This window comes from Flavisolibacter ginsengiterrae DSM 18136, assembly GCF_059568575.1.
Genome location: NZ_JCANTR010000002.1, coordinates 129,851 through 150,894, shown reverse-complemented (window position 1 = coordinate 150,894; position 21,044 = coordinate 129,851). Strand labels below are relative to the sequence as shown.

General features: G+C 41.7%; 17 protein-coding genes. 14 read left to right on the top strand and 3 right to left on the bottom strand.

All coding sequences use genetic code 11. From position 1 onward, the window contains the following. Positions 1-83 precede the first annotated feature (83 nt). The 3 genes from BP74_RS02540 (at position 84) to BP74_RS02530 (ending at position 5,532) form a co-directional block, all read left to right on the top strand. Entirely contained in the window at positions 84-2,231 is a 2,148-nt protein-coding gene (locus BP74_RS02540; RefSeq protein ID WP_496370753.1) for a prolyl oligopeptidase family serine peptidase, read from the top strand. 327 nt (positions 2,232-2,558) lie between these two features. Then, entirely contained in the window at positions 2,559-3,656 is a 1,098-nt protein-coding gene (locus BP74_RS02535; protein ID WP_496370751.1) for a VIT1/CCC1 transporter family protein, read from the top strand. Positions 3,657-3,855: 199 nt separating this feature from the next. After that, a complete protein-coding gene (locus BP74_RS02530; RefSeq protein ID WP_496370749.1) occupies positions 3,856-5,532 on the top strand; it encodes a formate--tetrahydrofolate ligase in 1,677 nt (558 codons plus the stop codon). Between the two features lie 201 nt (positions 5,533-5,733). Here BP74_RS02530 and BP74_RS02525 read toward each other — a convergent pair whose 3' ends face one another. Both BP74_RS02525 and mtaB read right to left on the bottom strand, forming a co-directional pair. Continuing rightward, positions 5,734-6,024 (bottom strand): hypothetical protein, encoded by a 291-nt coding sequence (locus BP74_RS02525; RefSeq protein WP_496370747.1) that lies wholly within the window; start codon positions 6,022-6,024, stop codon positions 5,734-5,736. A gap of 11 nt (positions 6,025-6,035) precedes the next feature. Next, positions 6,036-7,310 carry a tRNA (N(6)-L-threonylcarbamoyladenosine(37)-C(2))-methylthiotransferase MtaB gene (gene mtaB, locus BP74_RS02520; protein WP_496370745.1) on the bottom strand — a complete coding sequence of 425 codons (1,275 nt, stop codon included), beginning with the start codon at positions 7,308-7,310 and terminating at the stop codon, positions 6,036-6,038. 151 nt (positions 7,311-7,461) lie between these two features. On the opposite strand from mtaB, the gene BP74_RS02515 reads away from it, so the two are divergent. After that, positions 7,462-7,854, top strand: coding sequence for a DUF4258 domain-containing protein (locus BP74_RS02515; RefSeq protein WP_496370743.1), 393 nt, complete (start codon positions 7,462-7,464; stop codon positions 7,852-7,854). A 27-nt stretch (positions 7,855-7,881) separates the two neighbouring features. On the opposite strand, the gene BP74_RS02510 is transcribed toward BP74_RS02515, so the two are convergent. Further along, positions 7,882-10,077 carry a PAS domain-containing sensor histidine kinase gene (locus BP74_RS02510; RefSeq protein ID WP_496370741.1) on the bottom strand — a complete coding sequence of 732 codons (2,196 nt, stop codon included), beginning with the start codon at positions 10,075-10,077 and terminating at the stop codon, positions 7,882-7,884. Positions 10,078-10,253: 176 nt separating this feature from the next. Between BP74_RS02510 and BP74_RS02505 the strand changes: the two genes are divergently transcribed. The 10 genes from BP74_RS02505 to phoU all read left to right on the top strand — a co-directional run bounded on the left by BP74_RS02505 (position 10,254) and on the right by phoU (position 20,931). Beyond that, positions 10,254-10,712, top strand: a complete 459-nt coding sequence (locus BP74_RS02505; RefSeq protein ID WP_496370739.1) for a DUF4258 domain-containing protein — start codon at positions 10,254-10,256, stop codon at positions 10,710-10,712. Then, complete coding sequence (locus BP74_RS02500) at positions 10,712-11,494, top strand: lysophospholipid acyltransferase family protein (RefSeq protein WP_496370737.1); 783 nt, start codon at positions 10,712-10,714, stop codon at positions 11,492-11,494. Before BP74_RS02505 ends, BP74_RS02500 begins: the two co-directional genes overlap by 1 nt. 93 nt (positions 11,495-11,587) lie before the next feature. Then, entirely contained in the window at positions 11,588-14,029 is a 2,442-nt protein-coding gene (gene priA, locus BP74_RS02495) for a replication restart helicase PriA (RefSeq protein WP_496370735.1), read from the top strand. A gap of 29 nt (positions 14,030-14,058) precedes the next feature. After that, positions 14,059-15,078, top strand: a complete 1,020-nt coding sequence (gene murB, locus BP74_RS02490; RefSeq protein WP_496370734.1) for a UDP-N-acetylmuramate dehydrogenase — start codon at positions 14,059-14,061, stop codon at positions 15,076-15,078. Between the two features lie 289 nt (positions 15,079-15,367). Next, positions 15,368-16,540: a hypothetical protein gene (locus BP74_RS02485; protein ID WP_496370733.1), complete on the top strand. Its 1,173-nt coding sequence runs from the start codon at positions 15,368-15,370 to the stop codon at positions 16,538-16,540. Positions 16,541-16,562: 22 nt separating this feature from the next. After that, positions 16,563-17,672 carry a phosphate ABC transporter substrate-binding protein PstS gene (gene pstS, locus BP74_RS02480; RefSeq protein WP_496370731.1) on the top strand — a complete coding sequence of 370 codons (1,110 nt, stop codon included), beginning with the start codon at positions 16,563-16,565 and terminating at the stop codon, positions 17,670-17,672. Between the two features lie 63 nt (positions 17,673-17,735). After that, positions 17,736-18,638, top strand: a complete 903-nt coding sequence (gene pstC, locus BP74_RS02475) for a phosphate ABC transporter permease subunit PstC (protein ID WP_496370729.1) — start codon at positions 17,736-17,738, stop codon at positions 18,636-18,638. Then, entirely contained in the window at positions 18,631-19,491 is an 861-nt protein-coding gene (gene pstA, locus BP74_RS02470) for a phosphate ABC transporter permease PstA (RefSeq protein WP_496370727.1), read from the top strand. The genes pstC and pstA overlap by 8 nt, the downstream gene beginning before the upstream one ends. Further along, positions 19,473-20,231: a phosphate ABC transporter ATP-binding protein PstB gene (gene pstB / locus BP74_RS02465; RefSeq protein ID WP_496370725.1), complete on the top strand. Its 759-nt coding sequence runs from the start codon at positions 19,473-19,475 to the stop codon at positions 20,229-20,231. The genes pstA and pstB overlap by 19 nt, the downstream gene beginning before the upstream one ends. A 25-nt stretch (positions 20,232-20,256) precedes the next feature. Then, positions 20,257-20,931: a phosphate signaling complex protein PhoU gene (gene phoU / locus BP74_RS02460; protein ID WP_496370723.1), complete on the top strand. Its 675-nt coding sequence runs from the start codon at positions 20,257-20,259 to the stop codon at positions 20,929-20,931. The last annotated feature ends 113 nt before the right edge of the window (positions 20,932-21,044 follow it).

Sequence of the window (21,044 nt, the reverse complement as noted above, 5' to 3'; positions counted from 1 at the left end):
TAGCCATCAATAAAAGTTTAGGGTTCAACAATATGGCCATTAGCCACCTTAAGCTTGAATATTTTAACTGAAAATGATCGCACATGAAAGGAATGCTTTTGATTTGCAGCTTTTTTAGCCTCACCACTATGGCCCAGCAAGGAATTACAAAAGATCAGTACCCCAAACCCAGGATGAGCGACCAGGAAGATGTGTTTTTCGGGACAACTGTAAAGGATCCCTATCGCTGGATGGAAAATGACAGGAGTGAAGAAACAGCGGCATGGGTAAAAGAGGAAAATAGAGTAACCGATAATTACCTCACAAAGATTCCCTTTCGTAATGCCATCAAAGACCGTCTGACGGAGTTATGGAATTATGAAAAGTATTCTGTTCCATTCAGGGAGGGTGGCTACACTTATTTCTATAAAAATGATGGTTTGCAAAACCAGTTCATATTGTATCGGCAGAAGCAAGGTGGCAAGGCTGAAATTTTCCTGGATCCAAACAAGTTTTCAGTGGATGGAACCACTTCTCTATCCAGCACTCATTTTACAAGGGATGGGTCCTTATGCGCTTATATCATCTCTGAAGGGGGATCGGACTGGGGTAAAATCATAGTAATTAATGCTGCATCCAAAGAGCGGGTAGGCGATACGCTACAGAATATTAAGTTCAGCAACATTTCATGGAAAGGAAATGAGGGATTTTTTTACAGCACATATGATGTGCCGAAGGATGGCAGCCAGTTATCTGCTAAAACCGATCAGCACAAATTATATTTTCATAAGCTTAACACGCCACAAAGCAATGACGTGTTGGTCTTTGGGGGTGCGCAGACCCCAAGGCGATATGTGCAGGCCTATGTTACCGAAGATCAGAATTTCCTTGTTATCCAGGCTGCTGTTGCTACTACAGGTAATGAATTGTATATCCAGGACCTGACAAAGAAGGAAGCTTCTATTGTTCCTGTAGTAACAGGGTTTGAAACAACCCAGAATGTGGTCTATGCCAACAGGGGCAAGCTCTATATACTAACCAATAAAAACGCTCCCAACAATCGTTTGATAGTAACAGATGCAATCACGCCTACAGCGGAGCACTGGAAGGACATTATTCCTGAAACAAAATTTCCATTGAATGTTTCCACTGGTGGACAAAAGTTCTTTGCTGCGTATGTAAAGGATGCAGTTTCGCAGGTAGTTCAATATGATCTGTCAGGCAAAAAAGAAAAAGAGATCCAACTTCCCGGACTGGGCAGCGCAAGAGGGTTTGGGGCAAAAAAGGATGAGCAGGATGTATATTATTCTTTTAGCTCCTATATATATCCGGCTATCATTTTTAAATATAGCCTGGCTACAGGCAAATCAACTGTTTTTAAAAAATCCAATGTATCATTTGATCCGTCTCAATATGAAAGCAGGCAGGTGTTTTATCCTTCTAAGGATGGTACCAGGATCCCAATGATCATTACCCATAAGAAAGGCATTGCTTTAAATGGGAAGAATCCCACGCTTTTGTATGGTTATGGTGGTTTCAATGTGAATGTTATGCCTGCATTTAGCGTTTCCAATATTGTATTTATGGAAAATGGCGGAGTGTACGCTGTCCCTAATTTAAGAGGAGGCGGTGAATATGGAGATCAATGGCATCTGGCTGGTACTAAAATGAATAAGCAAAATGTTTTTGATGATTATATAGCTGCTGCTGAATACCTGGTAAAAGAGAAGATCACCAGTCCTCAATTCCTGGCCATCAGCGGCGCTTCCAACGGAGGCTTATTAGTAGGGGCCTGCATGACACAGCGACCAGAGCTTTTCCGGGTGGCATTGCCTGCCGTTGGGGTTATGGATATGCTGCGCTATCATAAATTTACAGCCGGCGCGGGATGGGCCTATGATTATGGCACTGCTGATGATAATGCAGAAATGTTTGGCTACCTGCTAAAGTATTCACCTGTTCATAATGTAAGGAAGGGAGTATGTTATCCATCAACCCTGATCACTACGGGAGACCATGATGATCGCGTGGTGCCTGCACATTCTTTCAAGTTTGCAGCTGAATTACAGGCTGCGCAACAATGCACCAACCCTGTTGTTATAAGAATTGAGACAAAGGCGGGGCATGGTTCAGGAAAACCTACCTCCATGGTCATAGATGAAATTGCAGACCGTTTTGCTTTCCTTTTTAATGAGATGGGCGTATCTTATAAAAATTCCCATGCAGCATCCCAAAAGGTGAAAGCCTTTTGATAACAACTTATATATTGAAGAGCCCTGGCACTGCCGGGGCTTTTTTTGTCATATTATTTATACATAGAATCGTATATAGGGCCGATTTGTCCCTTTTATATCCTTTCTCTTATAGGATTATAATTGATAGTGCATCTTACAATGAATGCATCCACAATATATTTATAGATCATTACCGGGCATGACTACCGTTATTGTTGCGGAAGTTTAATTACTCTACATTTAAGGATCCACCCCCTGTTTATAGTTTGACAGCATGCTAATACAATGAAAAATGGTGGATGTTGATCCAGTCAATAATCAAAAAGTAGATTAAAAAGCATCGAAGTGAAAAATAATAAAGCTATCCAAACAGAAATTGATGCCCATTACCTGTATGAGCAGTTGGCAACGCACGAAGAAGATCCTACGATCGCCTATGTATACCGTCAAATGAGTGGTATAGAAAAAGGTCATGCGGAAGCATTTGCTGTAAAGCAAAACCTAGACCTGGGTCAATTACTAAAACCCTCCTGGCGGGCAAAGACCCTTAATATCATTGGAAAAGTTTTTGGCTATGACTATGTTTTGGGCTCATTGATGGATACAGAAAAAAGCATTTCCAATGCAGTGGTCACTAGTATGGAAAAGAACAGGCAGAAACTAAAAGGAACAGAAGCTACTCATGTTAATATTCTACGTTCCATATTGGAGAAACAACAAAAGGTAACGGGGACACAGCTATCTAAATTTGAAAGCAGGCACCGCTCGGTAGGTGGGAATGCGATCCGCGCTGCTGTGCTGGGCGGGAATGATGGATTGGTGTCAAACTTTAGCCTGGTTATGGGAGTAGCAGGTGCTACTGCTGGCGGAAGTGAAGTGTTGCTGGCAGGAGTGGCCGGGCTATTGGCCGGTGCCTTGTCTATGGCTTTGGGAGAGTGGATATCTGTAAAAAGCTCACAGGAATTGTATGAAAACCAGATGGCCATAGAACTGGAAGAGTTGGAAACGAATCCGGAAGGAGAGATGAAAGAGATAGCACTGATATATATCGCTAAGGGCATTCCAGAGAACCAGGCTTACCAGATGGCAGCAGACATCATGAAAGATACAGGTTCAGCACATGAGATACTCGTAAGAGAAGAGTTAGGGATCAATACGGAGGAATTAAAAGGTTCGGCATTACAGGCAGCTGTTTATTCCTTTATTTTATTTTCAGTAGGCGCAATAATTCCGCTATGTCCTTTCATTTTCACAGCCGGCATGAAAGCTATCATACTAAGCGTCATTTTCAGTGCAATAGGGCTATTCCTCATAGGGAGTGCCATTACATTATTTACAGGTAAGAACCTTTGGTTTTCCGGATTCAGGCAGGTGCTATTTGGTCTTATAGCAGCAGCTATAACATTTGGAATTGGAAAACTGATCGGGGTATCTGTTAGTTAAATCCTTTTCCTGTAATTGAAGAAATAAAGAGTTGATTGTATGAATTGATTATCAACTTCTAAACCTAACAGATAACTGTAATTGAAATATTTAATTATTTCAAGGAATATCATATGATAATGGTAAGTATAGCTGTTGATTCTGCTCATCCTGTTGGTAATGTTCTTTTACTAAGTTGCTGTGATCAAAATGTTAAGCAATGGTCACCTTTCCTTCTGACATCGAAATTGCCCAAAGAGCACCAATAACGCATATAAAGAAAATAGCTTCCCAGGTTGGTATTGATGAAGAATTGCTTGAATATTATGGAAAGTATAAAGCCAAACTTCCCCTTTCACTGATAGATGAAGATAAGATCAGGCAACACCATTTAATATTGGTAACAGCCATGACACCTACGCCTGCGGGTGAAGGTAAGACTACCATGAGCATTGGCCTGGCTGATGGAATGATCAGGATTGGCAAAAAAGCAATGGCGGTATTGAGGGAGCCTTCTTTAGGTCCCGTGTTTGGCATGAAGGGGGGAGCAGCAGGAGGTGGTTATGCACAGGTCATTCCCATGGAAGACATCAACCTGCATTTTACAGGCGATTTTACGGCAGTGGAAAGGGCCAATAATTTGTTGGCCGCGCTGATTGATAATCATTTGCAACATCCTAATGGCTTAAATATAGATCCCCGGACCATCGTATGGAAACGGGTGATGGATATGAATGATCGCGCCCTGCGTAAGATTATAGTAGGCCTTGGCGGAACGGCCAATGGAGTGCCAAGGGAAGATGGTTTTAATATAACACCTGCTTCAGAGATAATGGCCATACTTTGCCTGGCGAGAGATTTTAATCATCTGAAAGAAAAGCTGGGTAATATCTATATAGGTCTTACCTACGAGGGTGGACCTGTTTTCGCCAGGGACCTGAAAGCTGTAGGTGCTATGGCCGTTTTATTAAAAGATGCCATTAAACCCAACCTGGTGCAATCACTGGAAGGCACACCTGTTATCCTGCATGGTGGCCCCTTTGCTTCCATTGCGCAAGGTACCAATTCAATTATCGCAACCAGGATGGGACTATCCTTGTCGGATTATGTGATCACAGAAGCAGGATTTGCAGCTGACCTGGGCGCTGAGAAGTTTTTCAATATTAAATGTGTGACCGGTGGGCTAAAACCAGAGGCAGTAGTAATTGTTGCTACCATCAGGGCTTTAAGGCATCATGGCGGTGTAAAAAAAGATGCTTTACAATATCCTGATCTTGAAGCAGTACAAAAAGGCATAGCCAACCTGCAGAAACATATAGAGAACATCCAGAAGTATGGATTGCAACCTTTAATAGCTCTGAATGCTTTCCCGGGCGACAGTACAGAAGAAATAGAGTTTACGCAACAATGTTGTGAAAAAATGGGGACCACGGCGGTGATATCAACAGCATTTGCCGATGGTGGTGAAGGGTCTGTAGAACTGGCCAATGAAGTGGTTAAAAGTATTGAAGTTAGTAAAAATCATTTTCAGCCTTTATACAATTGGAATATTTCTGTTGAAGAAAAAATTCATTGTATTGCCACCGAAATGTATGGGGCAAAGGGAGTGGAGTATTCGCAAAAGGCCAAGCAGGGCCTGAAGGAGATCAAGAAACTGGGCTTCGACCAGATGCCGGTATGTATGGCTAAAACTCCCAAGAGCCTCAGTGATGATGAAAAGAAATTATCAAGACCCCATGATTTTGTTGTTACTGTAAGAGAATTTGAATGGGCCACTGGTGCCGGCTTTATTGTTCCTATTTTAGGAGATATTATGCGCATGCCTGGTCTTCCTTCTTACCCCGCGGCTGAGTTGATGGACATAGATGAGGATGGTAAGATTGTTGGTTTATCCTGATGTAGATCCATATGCGCTAATTTTTGGAAATAGTGATTGTAAGCCATTTTAAAATGCTTATTTTATTTCATCCTACTTTTTGTTATTCCTACCTTTAAGCTATGAAAAATGATCCCAAAAAACTGGCATTGGCCGGAGCATCCTTATTTTTAGCGCTGGCGCTTGCCATTGGTCAGTGGATAAGAAAAGGCTAATACCTTATCAATTTAACTGAACGATGGGCAAGCGATAATTCTGGCCATCCCATATGATCAGTTCGTGGATTTGCAGTTTCCAGAATTTCTTAAAAGGTGATTTATTGAGGATCTTTCGGGCAGACATTTTATTCTGTGCATTGATAGTGACCCATACTGTTTGAATTTCCATACTGACTGCGTAATGTTCAATCACCTGTTCATCTATAAGGTTATTGATGTACTCGCGGTGTTCCTGGATGATCTTCATCGCTTCTTCGTTCCAGACAAATTCTATTATGGCCAGGTATTTATTCATTTCTGGGTGCCTTAAATTTTCCAATCAACTATTTTATTGGCCCATTCCGCACGGTAGGGGGTATTGATCCGGATGTAATTATCTGTATAACCTTCCATCATTCCTGCTTTTTCATGTCCTTCAAATAGGACTTTCCGGGTTTCTCCCCTGTGCTGTTCGGTAAAATATTGCATCTTCATATAACTCAGGTTGCGCAATATTTTATTTCTTTCATGCCGGACAGCCATAGGAACAACCGGTTTTATTTCAAGTGCCCTGGTATTGTCTCTTTCTGAATACGTAAAAACATGCAGGTAGGATACATCCAGGCTATGTAAAAACTGGTAAGTATCATTAAAATGTTCATCAGACTCAGTTGGAAAACCAACGATTACATCTACTCCAATGGCACAGTCGGGCATCAATTCTTTGATCAGTTGCACCCTTTCTGCGTATAATTCTCTTTTATACCTCCGGCGCATTAGTGCCAGTATCTCATTACTCCCGCTTTGGAGCGGTATATGAAAATGAGGCATGAACTTTTTGCTGGTTGCTACAAACTGTATGATTTCTTCATTCAACAGGTTGGGTTCGATGGAAGAGATGCGGTAACGTTCAATTCCATCCACATGTTCCAATTCCCTGACAAGACCGTAAAAGTCTTCAGCATGCTTCCTGGCTCCGTCTGCTCCCTTTCCAAAATCTCCCAGGTTTACCCCGGTCAATACAATCTCTTTAACTCCATTTTGAGCCAGTTCCCGGGCATTATGGATGACATTGGCAATGGTATCACTGCGGCTTTTACCTCTTGCCATTGGTATAGTACAAAAAGCACAAGTGTAGTCACAACCATCCTGCACCTTTAAAAAAGTGCGGGTGCGGTCATTAAGTGAATAAGAAGCATTAAATCCCGAAACTTCGTCTATATCACAACTGCTTATGCGGGCAGAATCGCCTTTTGTGAGCTCCTTTAAGTGCTGGGCTATATTAAATTTTTCGGCGGCTCCCAATACAAGGTCCACCCCGGGAATGCCAGATATTTCTTTGGGCTTAAGCTGGGCATAACAACCCGTTATGACCACCAGGCTTTCAGGAGCTTTCCGTTGAATGCGTCTCACCAGTTGCCGGCATTCCTTGTCAGCATTATCTGTAACAGAACAAGTGTTGATCACATATACGTCAGCCTTTTCTTCAAACTCTTTTTTCAGAAAACCTTCCGCCTCCAGTGTCCTGGAAAGAGTGGATGTCTCTGAAAAATTCAGCTTACAACCAAGAGTATGAAAGGCAACTGAACGCTGTTTTTCCATGAGGCGGCAAAGTTAGGCAAAAGGGTGGGGATGGCTGAAATCATCAAAAGGTATTATGAAAATGTTAAGAGGGGTATTTTACCCTAAACCTTCCAGCTTAAAGAGGAAACGGTAGATTGTAGCTTGAAGAATAATTATATTGCTGCAACCAATGAAAGAGAAGAATGTCATTTTTTCACTTTGCCTGGTGCTTACTGTATTAGCCATTGTTGTTTCACGTATTCAACATGAGCCCAGAAAGACAGAATTATTCAACAGGAAACCCGGGATCATTGTATATACTGCGGAGGCAATATGTCAAAAGCAATGTTATGGGGTACAGGAAAAAGATATCGAAAGGGTGATCACTAAAGGCATTATTAATTTTAGCCGGAGTGACCGCAACCATAGGCCCTGCCCCAAAATTGTATTACAGGGGTTGATTTCAGGGGGGCAAACCTTGCAGGTCAGTTTTATGCAATGCAGCGAGAAAACCAGTGTTTTATCCTGCTATGTAAAAAGGCTGGTTAAAGATTGTCCCTGCACGGAAAATGATGGACAATAACCAGGTTGCGTACCTACAACATCCGGTTCAATCAGCAGCTTCTTCATATAAAGGAAAGCAGATCTCAATCTGGCAACCCCGCCCGGGAGCGCTGGTTAGCCGGAAAGATGCATTCAGATTCTCGGCTCTTGTCTTCATATTGGTAATGCCTATACCACCTCTTTTTGTAGAAGTATCAAATCCCTTTCCATTGTCACAGATCTTTAGGATCAGTGAGCCTTCCTGCCGAATGATCTCTACACTGGCTACCTGGGCATCCGAATATTTTATGATGTTGTTCAGGCTTTCCTGGACGATCCTGTACAGGGATAAATGAAGGTCCTCTGAAGCTGCGTATTGGTCAATGCCATGCGGCAGGTAAATGATCTCTAATCGTTTTGTAAGATTGATGGAATTGATCAATTCTTTGATCGAATCCTTAATAGATATTTTTCCAAGCGTAGGTGCTGAAAGTCTTTTAGAAATATTCCTGATCTCATTGATGCAATCCTGTGTGTACTGTGTGGATTTGACCAACAATTCCTTATCCTGCAAATAACCGGTCAGGTACATTTCATTATATAGTTTCACCGTGGTCAGTATCTGGTTGACATTATCATGAAGTTCCAGGCCAAGTTGTGAGCGCTCTGCTTCCTGTGTCTTTATTACTGCAGAAGTTATCTCTTTCTGCTTATTCATCAATTCCTGGTTCAGCCGTTCCTGCAGCCTTACCCTGTCATCAATGTTTCGCGAGTTAACCAAAATTCCTTTTAATGTTTCATTGTTTAAATGATTGCTTCCCTTTGATTCCATCCATACCCATTGGTCATTTTTGTTTCTAAATCGGTGCTGTACTCCTTTCGGAGTTTTATTCCCATGTAAAAGTGTTTGGATCTCGAAAGACGCTTTTTCAATATCCTCAGGATGTATGAACTCAAGTGCGTTTTTTCCTAACATTTCCTCAGGAATATAGCCTAATACCGATTTTACATTATCGCTGATATAATTAAAGCTGCCTTTATCGTCAATGATTACAATCAGGTCCGATCCATTATGCACCAGTGCTTTGAACCGTTGTTCACTTAACCTGAGTTCATCATCTTTTAATTTTTTTTCTGTAATATCCTTTGAGTTGGTGACCAATCCTCCAATAACCGGGTTATCCAGGTGGTTGGAAATGGTAGTTTCTACCCAACGGTATTCGCCTTTACTATTGATGAATCGAAAAGGGGGAATATTGATAGTTTGTGCATTATTAATTTGGTGCAGGATATCAGTAATGGCACCGACATCATCGGGATGAATGAATTCTAAAGCATTTTTGCCAACCATATCTTCAGCTTCATATCCCAAATGGATATTAACATTCATGCCGACAAATATGTATTTCCCTGTTATATCTATTATACCCACCAGGTCATTACCATTTTCAACCAGGGATCTAAAGCGCACCTCACTTTGCTGCACAGCCAGTTCACCTTTCTTTTGAATGGTAATATCCTGTAAAGTGCCTATGGTTTTTAAAGGATTACCTTCTTCATCCCTGATTACCTCGCGATGCCTGCTGATGTATACCACTTTGCCATCGGGACGGATGATACGATATTCATGCTGCGAATTGATAAAAAGATCTGGCTGCAATATCGTTTGCCTGACAAATGAAAGATCTTCAGGGTGAACCATACTCCAAAAAAGCTCTGATGTAAACTCAGGGTAAATTGACCTGTCGAGCCCAAAGATCTCAAACAAGGTATCGGAGGTATAGGTATAGGAGTTGTTTATCACATCGAATTCATAATTCGCCACCCTTGCCATCTGCTGTGCTTTTTGAAGCCTGTGTTCCACTTCATATTTTTCTGAACCATCCCTGGCAGTACAATACAGCATCCTTTCATTTTCATCCCATCTTCCCGACCAGATAATAGGTATTACTGTGCCATCCTTATGGAGATACCTGTTCTCAAAATTAGAGGTTCGGGAATCAGGCGTAGCCTGTCTGGCCATGCGTAATGTTTTATCAATATCGTCCGGGTGGATAAACTTTATAAATGATTCGCCTGTTAATTCAGTGTGCTCATATCCCAACAACTGGTAGCATGAAGGACTAACATATTGGAAATATCCTTTTTCGTCTATTACGAAAATAACATCCACAATTGACTGGAGTAATTTAAGTGGATCGATTGGCGACAAATAGGATGCTGTCCTGTTTACTGTTTTGGCAGCCAGGGATTGGTCTTTCATTGGTTCTAAGGTCGCATAATACTAATATATATACATTAAAACTCTCATAAATAAATAGTAATTAATTGATTACACTTAGAGGTAGGGGTCCGGGCATGTAATCAAAATAGAAAGCTGTTTCTATTCATTTCCTGCCTCAGCTTTATAATTATTATATTGGCATTTTAAAGCCATTCATGAAAAAAGCTGCACCATACCTGGTATTGATCCTGCTGGCGGTACTAGTTATTTTTATTAAACGCTGTAAAGGAGAAGACCCTAATCCAAAACATGCGGACAGGGAAACAAAGGCGGGCCAACGAAACCGGGGGTTTGATCGGACATTGTCCTATATCGAATATACAGCCCATGCCAAATGCAGGATGAAATGCCGTCATATCAGCCAGGAAGATATTGAAGATATCATGCGCAGTGGTGAGATCAATTATTCCAAAAGTGAAGTGAATGAGTCTCCCTGTCCTGTATATGCTGTCCAGGGATATACGCATGACAGGGAACACCTGCGTGTAATATTTGGTCAGTGTGATCAAAAGACTAAAGTGATCACCTGCTATAACCTGGACCAGGACTTTGAATGCCATTGCCCCGGAGATCCCGGATCACCCTATGAAAAAGCGCAGAAAAACTACAACTGATGCGAGCTATCCTCAAGCCTTTTCAATGGCTGTACGTGATCTATGCTTTTGTTCTTTTCGTGGCGCTGATGATCCCTGTTTTTATCCTCGCTTTAGCTGTTTTACCACTGGGAAGGATCAGGGCTGGTAATATAATTTATTATGGTTGTGTTGTATGGGCAGATATTTGGTTCTTCCTGCTATGCATCCGCCATCAAAATATCTACCTTGAAAAACCTGAGAAAGACCGTTCTTACATTTATGTAGCCAATCATATTTCCTACCTGGATTCTGCCATCATTCCAAAGGCCTTTCGACATCCGGTAAGACCATTGGGCAAAGTGGAGATGGCAAGGATCCCCATCTTTGGATTTATATACAGGAATGTAATAGTTACCGTTGACAGAAGCAGTTCGGCTAACAGGTCAAAAAGTGTACAGGTACTGAAATCAGTGTTGCGAAAAGGCATTTCAGTGCTGGTTTTCCCGGAGGGAACATTCAATTTGAGTCATGAACCGCTAAAAGAGTTTTATGATGGTGCATTCCGGATTGCCATTGAAACAGGCACACCGATCAAACCTGTATTGTTATTGGACGCCTATTCGCGCATGCACTATGCTTCCATTTTTTCTTTAAATCCCGGTAGGAGCCGTGCCCTCTTTTTGCCTGAAGTTCCTGTTGATGGCCTGACAACGAAGGATGTTTCACAATTAAAAGAAAAAGTATTTGCCATAATGAAGGCAGAACTAATAAAACGGGATGCAGCATGGATCACCTTTACCCCGCAGACATCAAGCGTTTGATTGCTTCTGATCTTGGTCTTTATTTTATTCAGGAAGCCAGATTTTTATAAATCCTGATTAATCTTTGTTCTCCATTATTTTTACAGGCAGGAAATGTTTGCGGAAGTCATCATACCACTCGCCCTACCCAGGAATTACACATGGAAGATCCCTGATAGTATGCTGGATGGTATCCAGGTGGGATGCAGGGTGGAAGTGAACCTGGGTAAGAATAAAAAATATGCAGGTGTTGTCAAACGAATTCACTCAGAAGAACCCCTGAGTTTTGAGGCCAAGGAGATCATTAATATCCTGGATCCGGAACCTGTCATACAGCGCTACCAGTTACAGTTTTGGGAATGGATGGCAGAATACTATATGTGCAGTGAAGGCGAAGTAATGGCAGCCGCACTGCCTTCCCATTTCAAATTGTCAAGTGAAACCATCCTGATCTATAATGAAGAATTTGGAGATGATTTTTCCGAGCTGGATAACGAGGAATACCTGGTAGCTGAAGCATTATTGCTGAAGCATGAATTACGTTTATCAGAAGTGCAGCAGATCCTCGATGTCACGCATGTTTATCCAATCGTCAACCGCCTGATCGGAAAGAAGGTTTGTTTTGTTTGGGAATCATTGAAGCAAACGTTTAATGCTAAAAAGGAAAGCTTTGTTCTGTTGGAACATGAGTATGATAACGAGGACCGTTTGTCTGAATTATTAAATAATTGGGGACGGGCACCTAAGCAAATGGAATTGCTGCTGGCCTACCTGCACCTGATGAAAACGCAGGGAGAAGTAACAAAAACAGAATTGCTTAAAAAAAGCAATGCTACAGATGCCCAGGTGAAAGGTCTGATAGAAAAAGGTGTTCTGAGGATAGAGAAAAGAAGCGTTGACAGGTTGCATTATGCACCCAAAGATATCTTTGTTGATTTTGAACTCACGCCATCCCAACAGGATGCCTATCATAAAGTACAGCTGTGTTTTGATTCCAGGCAGGTTTGCCTGTTACATGGCATCACCTCTAGTGGAAAAACGCATGTGTACATTAAACTTATAGAACAATACATTCGAAAGGGTCAGCAGGTCCTTTATATGTTACCTGAAATAGCGCTTACTTCCCAGATCATCAGGAGGCTTCAAAGACATTTCGGTGGATACATAGGGATATATCATTCAAAATTCAGTCAGAATGAACGAGTAGAGATCTGGAATAAGGTTAAGACAGGAGAACTAAAAATAGTACTGGGAGCCCGGTCTTCCTTATTTCTTCCTTACCACGACCTTGGCCTTATCATTTGTGACGAAGAACATGATTCTTCTTACAAACAGCAGGACCCTGCACCTCGTTATCATGGTCGGGATGCAGCGATTTATATGGCTTCTTTGACGCATTCGAAAGTATTGTTGGGAAGCGCCACGCCTTCGCTTGAAACCTATTACAATGCCAGGCAGGAAAAATATGGTTTGGTTGAATTACCGGAGCGTTTCGGAGATGTAAAACTTCCCGCCATGGAGATTGTTGATACAAGAACCATTGCTAAAAAAACAGGAGAAAAGATCATGCTTTCCCCCCGGTTATTGGAGGAAATAAAAGCAACAGCAGCTAAAGGAAAGCAAAGCATACTTTTTCAAAACCGCAGGGGCTATGCGCCTTACCAGGTTTGTACTGTATGTGGGTGGATAGCAGAATGCAGAAACTGCGACGTATCTCTTACTTACCATAAATTCTCCAACAAATTAAAATGTCACTATTGTGGCAGCATTTACCCCATAACGGCTACCTGCCAGGCATGCGGAAGCGATAAGTTGGTACAGCGAAGCTTTGGAACAGAGAAAATAGAAGAAGTGTTGGCAACAGAACTGGAGGGTGTAAAAATTGGGCGTATGGATATTGATACTGTTCGGAATAAAAATGCTCATGATATATTGATTCAGCAGTTTGAACAAAAGAAGATCGATGTACTGGTGGGAACACAAATGGTGGTAAAAGGACTTGATTTTGATAACGTGGACCTCGTGGGTATTTTAGATGCAGATGCATTGGTTCATTTTGCAGATTTCCGTGTAAATGAACGGGCGTTCCAACTCATGGAACAGGTGAGCGGCAGGGCAGGAAGAAGGGATAGCGCCGGAAGGGTGTTGATCCAAACCATTAATCCAAAGCATCCCGTGCTATTGCATGTGTTGCAACATGATTTCGTTGGCATGTATAATGAAGAAATTGAAAAACGAAAACAATTCTTTTATCCGCCATTTTCAAGGATCATACAGGTTCAGTTCAGGCACAAGGAAAGAGATGTGGTCACTGATGCTGCGCATGTGTTTGCACGGGCATTGGAAGTACCATATGGTAAATACCTTGTTGGACCGGCAGAACCTGTGGTAAACAGGGTAAGAAATATGTTCCTGATGGAATTGCTGGTAAAGCTTCCAAGAGACAGCCAGTTGATCGCCAGGTGTAAAAAAGATATACTCAATGAGAGCAGCCAGCTGCATAGTGAAACCCGTTTTAAAAAAGTGGTCATTGTTCCGGATGTAGACGCTATATAATTTTATCAACTGAGAAGTTTAAAAAATCAATGGTACAGATCCGGCAAAATATTTCACTCAAAGCCTATAATACATTTGGTATTGATGCCAATGCACGATTGTATGCTTCATTTTCTTCATTAACTGAGTTGGAAAGCCTTTTGGCATACAGGAATTCCAATAAAGTCGATCTTCTTGTACTGGGTGGAGGAAGCAACATTTTATTGACTAAAGATTATGATGGACTCGTTTTAAAAAATGAGTTGAAAGGTATTGAAATGGTTCATGAAGACCAGGATCATATGTATGTAAAAGCAGGGGCTGGAGAAAACTGGCACCAGTTTGTTTTGTATTGTGTGTCTAAAGGATATGCCGGTGTGGAAAACCTTTCTTTGATACCCGGAAATATTGGTGCTTCTCCAATGCAAAACATAGGAGCATATGGGGTAGAGATAAAAGATGTATTTCATGAACTGGAAGCCTATCATTTACAAGAGCAACAACTTACCCGCTTTTCATTACAGGATTGTGCATTTGGATACCGTGAGAGCGTATTTAAAAATAAATACAAGGGACAATTTGTAATCACATCGGTTACTTACCGTTTGAATAAGATTCCCGCTTTCAATACAAAGTATGGGGCCATCAGGCAGGAACTTGATGCAATGGGTGCCCGGGACCTGAGTATTCAAACTATTTCAGAAGCGGTTATACGCATACGCTCATCAAAATTGCCCGATCCAAAAATGATTGGCAATGCTGGTAGTTTTTTTAAAAACCCAATAGTGGAACAGGCAAAATTCAGCGTATTGGAAAAAAAATACCCTGGTATTCCTTCCTTTCCTGCAGATGAAGGATTTATTAAAGTACCGGCAGGTTGGCTTATTGAACAATGTGGCTGGAAAGGATTCCGAAAAGGAGATGCGGGCTGCTATTCCAAACAAGCCCTGGTCCTTGTCAACTATGGAAACGCTTCCGGGAGTGAAATCTTTGCGTTGAGCACAGATATTATCCGGTCAGTGGAAGATAAATTCGGAATAACACTCGAAAGGGAAGTAAATATTTTTTAACCTGTATACTTTTTATTTTTCCTTTAGGTTAATTTATCCAATCGATTAACAATAAGTAAATTATATTTTGTTTTAAGTTAAGACAACTGTCCTGGTTCAATATTAATTCTCCAAACATCTCTTCAATCTGCCTTTAATACCTGGGTTTCTGCTATAGTCTATCAGCAGGAATAACATTATCGTAATACTGGCTTAACAATTTGGTAATATAGTCTTCCTCTTTTTGCAGTGGGAAAATTAAATCAATATGCGGGTAAAATATTTAATGTATTTGACTTTATTGGCGTGCATGGATCTATGTTTAGCATCCAGTGCCAACGCACAAGACCAGGCAGACTCCAGTTTTAAGCCCAGCGGTAAGCTTTGGGGCTATTCATTCGGAGATTACTATTACAAAGGGCATAGTGATTCGCTCAGCAGGGGTGGAGCTAATCAGTATACGGGTATTGAACAGGGAAGAAATGCTTTTCAATTTCGCCGTATTTACCTGGGGTATAATTATGATATTCATCCAAAATTTTCTGCAGAATTGTTGCTGGCTGCAGAGGATAATGCAGGTGCCCCCACGGGTGCCATCGGTGGTGACCTTACAGCAAACGGTAAGTTTACTTTCTATATTAAATATGCCAATCTGCGATGGAAAAATATCTGGAAAGGCACTGATCTGGTAATAGGGCAGGCCGCTACACCTGTATTTTCGCTGGTAGAAGAACCTGTGTGGGGATACCGTTCTATAGAACGCACCATAACAGATATCCGCCGCATGCCATCATTTGACCTGGGGCTTTCATTACAAGGTAAGTTCGATCCGGCAACGGGCAACTTTGGTTATAACCTGATGGTGGGGAACGGGTCAGGCGCAAGGCCCGAAACCAATAAGTTTAAACATTTTTACGGTGATGTATATGCTAAGTTTTTAGATAAAAAACTGGTGTTAAGTTTGTTTGCAGATTATGAACGACTGAACTGGACGCCGGGTTTTCATCATGCCCGGAACATGCTCAAAGGATTTGCAGCGTACAATACCCCCAATCTCACCCTGGGTGTGGAAGCATTTAAAAGTCATGGGCAGGAAGATGTGGTAGGATTAAGGCCTATTGTGGGTGGTACTGCCAGGGATACTTTAAATGCAGATGCTACAGGCATTTCCGGTTTTTTACGTGGATCCATTGTAAAAGATAAACTCGGCTTTTTTGCCAGGTATGATTGGTATAATCCTGACACAAAATATAATGCAGCTTATTACCAGGTGTATAACCCGCTCTCTTCCAATTTTGAACCCAACAATAAAGAACAGTTCATGACGGCGGGTTTGGATTTCACCCCCATTAAAAATGTACACCTTATGCCCAATATATGGTATAACCGGTATGAAAGTGAACGCAGTGATGTAACAGGAAAAGCCAGGAAGGACTATGACCTGGTATACAGGGCAACTTTTTATTTTGTTTTTGGTAGATAAATGATTCAACAAAATCTTCAATATGCAATTACACAGATCTAATTTAAGAAGCGTAATATTTTTTAGCCTTTCAGTTATAGCCATGACATTAATGGCCTGTAATGGAGGAGATAATGCTACACCTGGTCAAATGGCTGGCAAAGGGTCAGGGGATGACAACACCATTTTAGGCGCAGGCAGTACTTTTATTTACCCGCTATTTTCCAAGCTTTTTTCTGAATACCATAAGGCCAATGGATTACAGGTGAATTACCAGTCTATAGGTTCTGGTGGTGGTATCCTGCAACTGACCAATAAAACAGTTGATTTTGGTGCTTCCGATGCACCTCTCAATGAAGAACAGGAGCAAAAGATGGGTGTGGCAGCCTTGCATATTCCTATGTGTTCAGGAGCTGTAGTACTAAGCTATAACCTGGCAGATTTAAAGGATACGGTGAAGCTGACCCCGGAGATTATTGCCAATATATTTTTAGGTAAGATAAAAGCCTGGAATGATCCGCAAATTGCTGCAGTAAATACAGGTGTCAGGTTGCCTTCCACACCAATTGTTGTGGTCCATCGTTCGGATGGTAGTGGTACAACAAACATTTTCACAACTTATTTATCCAAAGTAAATGCACAATGGAACACCAAGCCCGGTAAAGGATCCTCAATCAACTGGCCGATTGGACTTGGTGGTAAAGGAAATGAAGGTGTGGCAGGGTTGGTAAAACAAACGCCCGGAGCCATAGGCTATATTGAGCTTGCATACGCCATCCAGAATAAAATGGCTTTTGCCAGCGTTCAAAACAAGGCCGGCAAGTACATTACACCATCTGTTGCTTCTACCAGTGCCGCCGGCAATATTCAATTGCCAGCGGATGCTAAAGTTTCCCTGACCAATACTGAAGCTGCTGATGGTTACCCGATCAGTGGATTTTCATGGGCGCTTATTTATAAGGAGCAGTCTTATAACAACCGTTCGCAGGAAAAGGCAACTAAATTACTCAACCTGTTATGGTGGAATATTCACGAGGGACAGGAATATTGTGAAGGATTAAATTATGCACGTCTTTCACCTGCAGCAATTACAGTAGCTGAGAATATTTTAAAATCAGCAACATTCAATGGCCAGCCCATTTTAAAGAAATAGTTTTTTCCCTGGTGGCATTACCAACAAAGCATCGTGCGGGTAATGTCACCATTATATATTCACATGCAAAGAGTTTCCAAGATCTTTTCGTACGGGAAAATAAGAACTGAAACGGCATTTAAAAGGACACTGGTTCTAACAGCACTGATCATGGTGGTGATTACCCTGGGAATTTTTATTACCCTGGTGTTGCATGCCATGCCTTCCATCAAGGCCCTGGGCATTTCCTATTTCTGGGGAAAGACCTGGGACCCTGTAAGTAATGTATACGGTGCACTGCCATTCCTTGTAGGAACGCTGCTCACATCTTTCCTGGCCCTGGTCATTTCAATTCCATTTTCGTATGCCATAGCCATATACCTGGGGGAATATAAACCCACAGGTTGGATATCCGGCCTGTTGAAAAATATTGTGGAACTGGTTGCAGCTGTTCCATCAGTTATATACGGTTTTTGGGCGCTGGTCGTGCTGGTTCCCATTGTACGGGCGCTGGAAGCAAAATTGGGTGTGGCCACCTATGGTGTTGGCATATTTACCTCATCGCTGGTGTTGGCTGTAATGATCATTCCTTATGCAGCATCTCTGGGCCGGGAACTGATCCGCATGGTACCTTCTGCTTTAAAGGAGGGTGCTTATTCGCTGGGTGCTACCCGTTATGAAGTTCTGAAGCATGTTATTTTACCTTATACCAAATCGGGTTTGTATGCAGGCATGCTCTTGTCATTGGGAAGAGCATTGGGTGAAACTATGGCTGTAACAATGGTCATAGGAAATACAAGCATTATGCCCACGAGTATTTTTGCTCCAGGCAATACCATGGCCAGTGTGATCGCTAATGAATTTACGGAAGCCGACAGGTCTGTTTACCTGGCAGCATTGATTGAACTGGCCCTGGTGCTTTTCCTGGTTACTGTGGTAGTGAATATCCTGGGCAAAATGATCATCAAACGGTTTTCAAATGAATAGAAGGAATATACACAACCAGATAAAATACCGTATCGCCAAGAACAAAGCCTCAGAAGTGGTTATTTCCATTTATTCATTTCTGATCACCATACCGCTAATTGCAATCATATTTTATGTGTTGAAAACCGGCCTTTCCAAACTAAGCTGGCAATTCTTAACGAATATTCCCCAGCCGGTAGGTGAGATGGGCGGTGGTATCGCCAATGCGCTGGTAGGTAGCATACTCATTGTTTTATTGGCAACAATTATTGCTGTTCCTTTTGGAATCCTCTGCGGTGTTTACCTGAGCGAGAATAAAAATGCAAAGCTTTCCTACTGGAGCCGGCTGGCCGTTGATGTTTTACAGGGAACACCTTCAATTGTAATTGGTATTGTCATTTATTTCTGGGTGGTAAAACCAAGAGGTGGCTTTTCTGCATTTTCAGGCAGTATCGCACTCGCCTTAATGATGTTGCCCATCGTGATAAGGTCCACAGAAGAGACTTTGAAATTATTGCCAGACACATTAAAGGAGGCCGGGCTTGCCCTGGGATTGCCCTACCATAAGGTGATACTAAAAGTGATCATTCCCTGTGGCATGTCTGGGATACTGTCAGGGGTAATGTTGTCGGTAGCAAGGATCGCCGGAGAAACAGCTCCTCTTTTATTCACAGCCTTTGGTAATCCTTACCTGACAACAAATGTTTTAAAGCCTATGCAAACACTTCCATTGCTCATATTTAATTATGCTACCAGCCCCTATGATGAATGGCACGACCTGGCATGGGGTGCTTCCCTTATATTATTGATCTGGGTGCTGTCAATGAACTTAATAACAAAGCTGATAACTAGAAGATGGAAAGTACAATTGTAAGTAGCCGGAATTTTAATGCATATTTTGGTGCCAATCATGTGGTTAAGAATGTATCCATGGACATTCCGAAGAATCATATCATTGCGGTCATGGGCCCTTCTGGTTGTGGCAAGACAACCTACCTGCGGTGTATCAATCGTATGCATGAACTGATCCCGGGTGCGAGTGTGCAGGGAGAAATGCTTCTTCATGAAGAAGATATTTACAGCCTGAATCCAATATTGGTACGCTTAAAGATTGGTATGGTCTTTCAACGTCCTAATCCTTTTCCGAACCTTAGTATTTATGATAATGTAATAGCAGGATATAAGCTCAATGGCTTCAAACTTTCCAAAAAAGAGCGTGATGAGATCGTTGAGCATTCCCTGCAAAAGGCAGCCCTATGGAATGAAGTAAAGGATACCTTGCATAAGAAAGGCACATTTTTATCGGGCGGTCAGCAGCAAAGGTTATGTATTGCACGTGCCATTGCTATGGAGCCTGAAATTCTGTTGATGGATGAACCTACTTCGGCCCTTGATCCAATATCAACTTCAAGTATCGAGGAGCTGATGCATGAATTAAAAAAGAATTATACGCTGGTGATCGTTACACATAATATGCAACAGGCTGCAAGGGTTAGTGATAAAACTGCCTTTTTCTTCCTTGGAGAACTGGTAGAATACAATGATACAAGGGAAATGTTTATTAATCCAAAGGACAGCAGAACACAGAATTATATTACAGGACGATTTAGTTGATCCTGGATTCCTTTAAAACTGTATTATGACACAATTTCAAACAGAGATCAAACAATTAAAAGAGCAGGTTATCGAGATGTGGCAACTGGTACATTCCCAGCTTACCAAAGGCTTGTCGGCCCTGCTTAATTTTGATAAAGACCTGGCACGGGAGATCGTGATGATAGAAAAAAGGGTGAATGCTGCAGAATTACAGATCGATAAAAACTCCGAAAATATTTTAGCAATTTATTCTCCTGTAGCTGTAGACCTGCGGTTTGTGTTGGCCGTATTAAAGATCAATACGAACCTGGAGCGGGTAGGGGATATAGCCGAAGGAATAGCTAAATTGATCATAGATACGGATAAGCCATTTAAGCAGGCTTTGCTTGACCATACCAAGGTAGTGGAGATGTATGGAGAAGCCGTGAAATTAGTTGAGGAGATCCTTTTGGCTTTTGAGAATGAAAAGACAACAGACGCCCGGGGAATATTTAAAAGAGATGAATTTTTAGACGAGATCAATAAAAAGGCAAATAATTTATTGATCACGTATCTGAAAGATCATCCTGAAGATCTGCAACAGGCTTTAAATGTTTTATCGATAATCAGAAGACTGGAAAGAGTGGGTGACCAGGCGGAAAATATTGCTGAAGAGATCATTTTTTACCTGGAAGCCAAGGTGATCAAACATACCCAAAGAAAAGGCAATGGCAAATAAGGCTTAACATTTACATAATGTAAAGGCAACATTAAAGAAACATTTCAATGATAAGTTCGCAGATCTCGTATTGAGATTTAATTTCCCAATGTAACGCCCTGTCTCTACAGGGC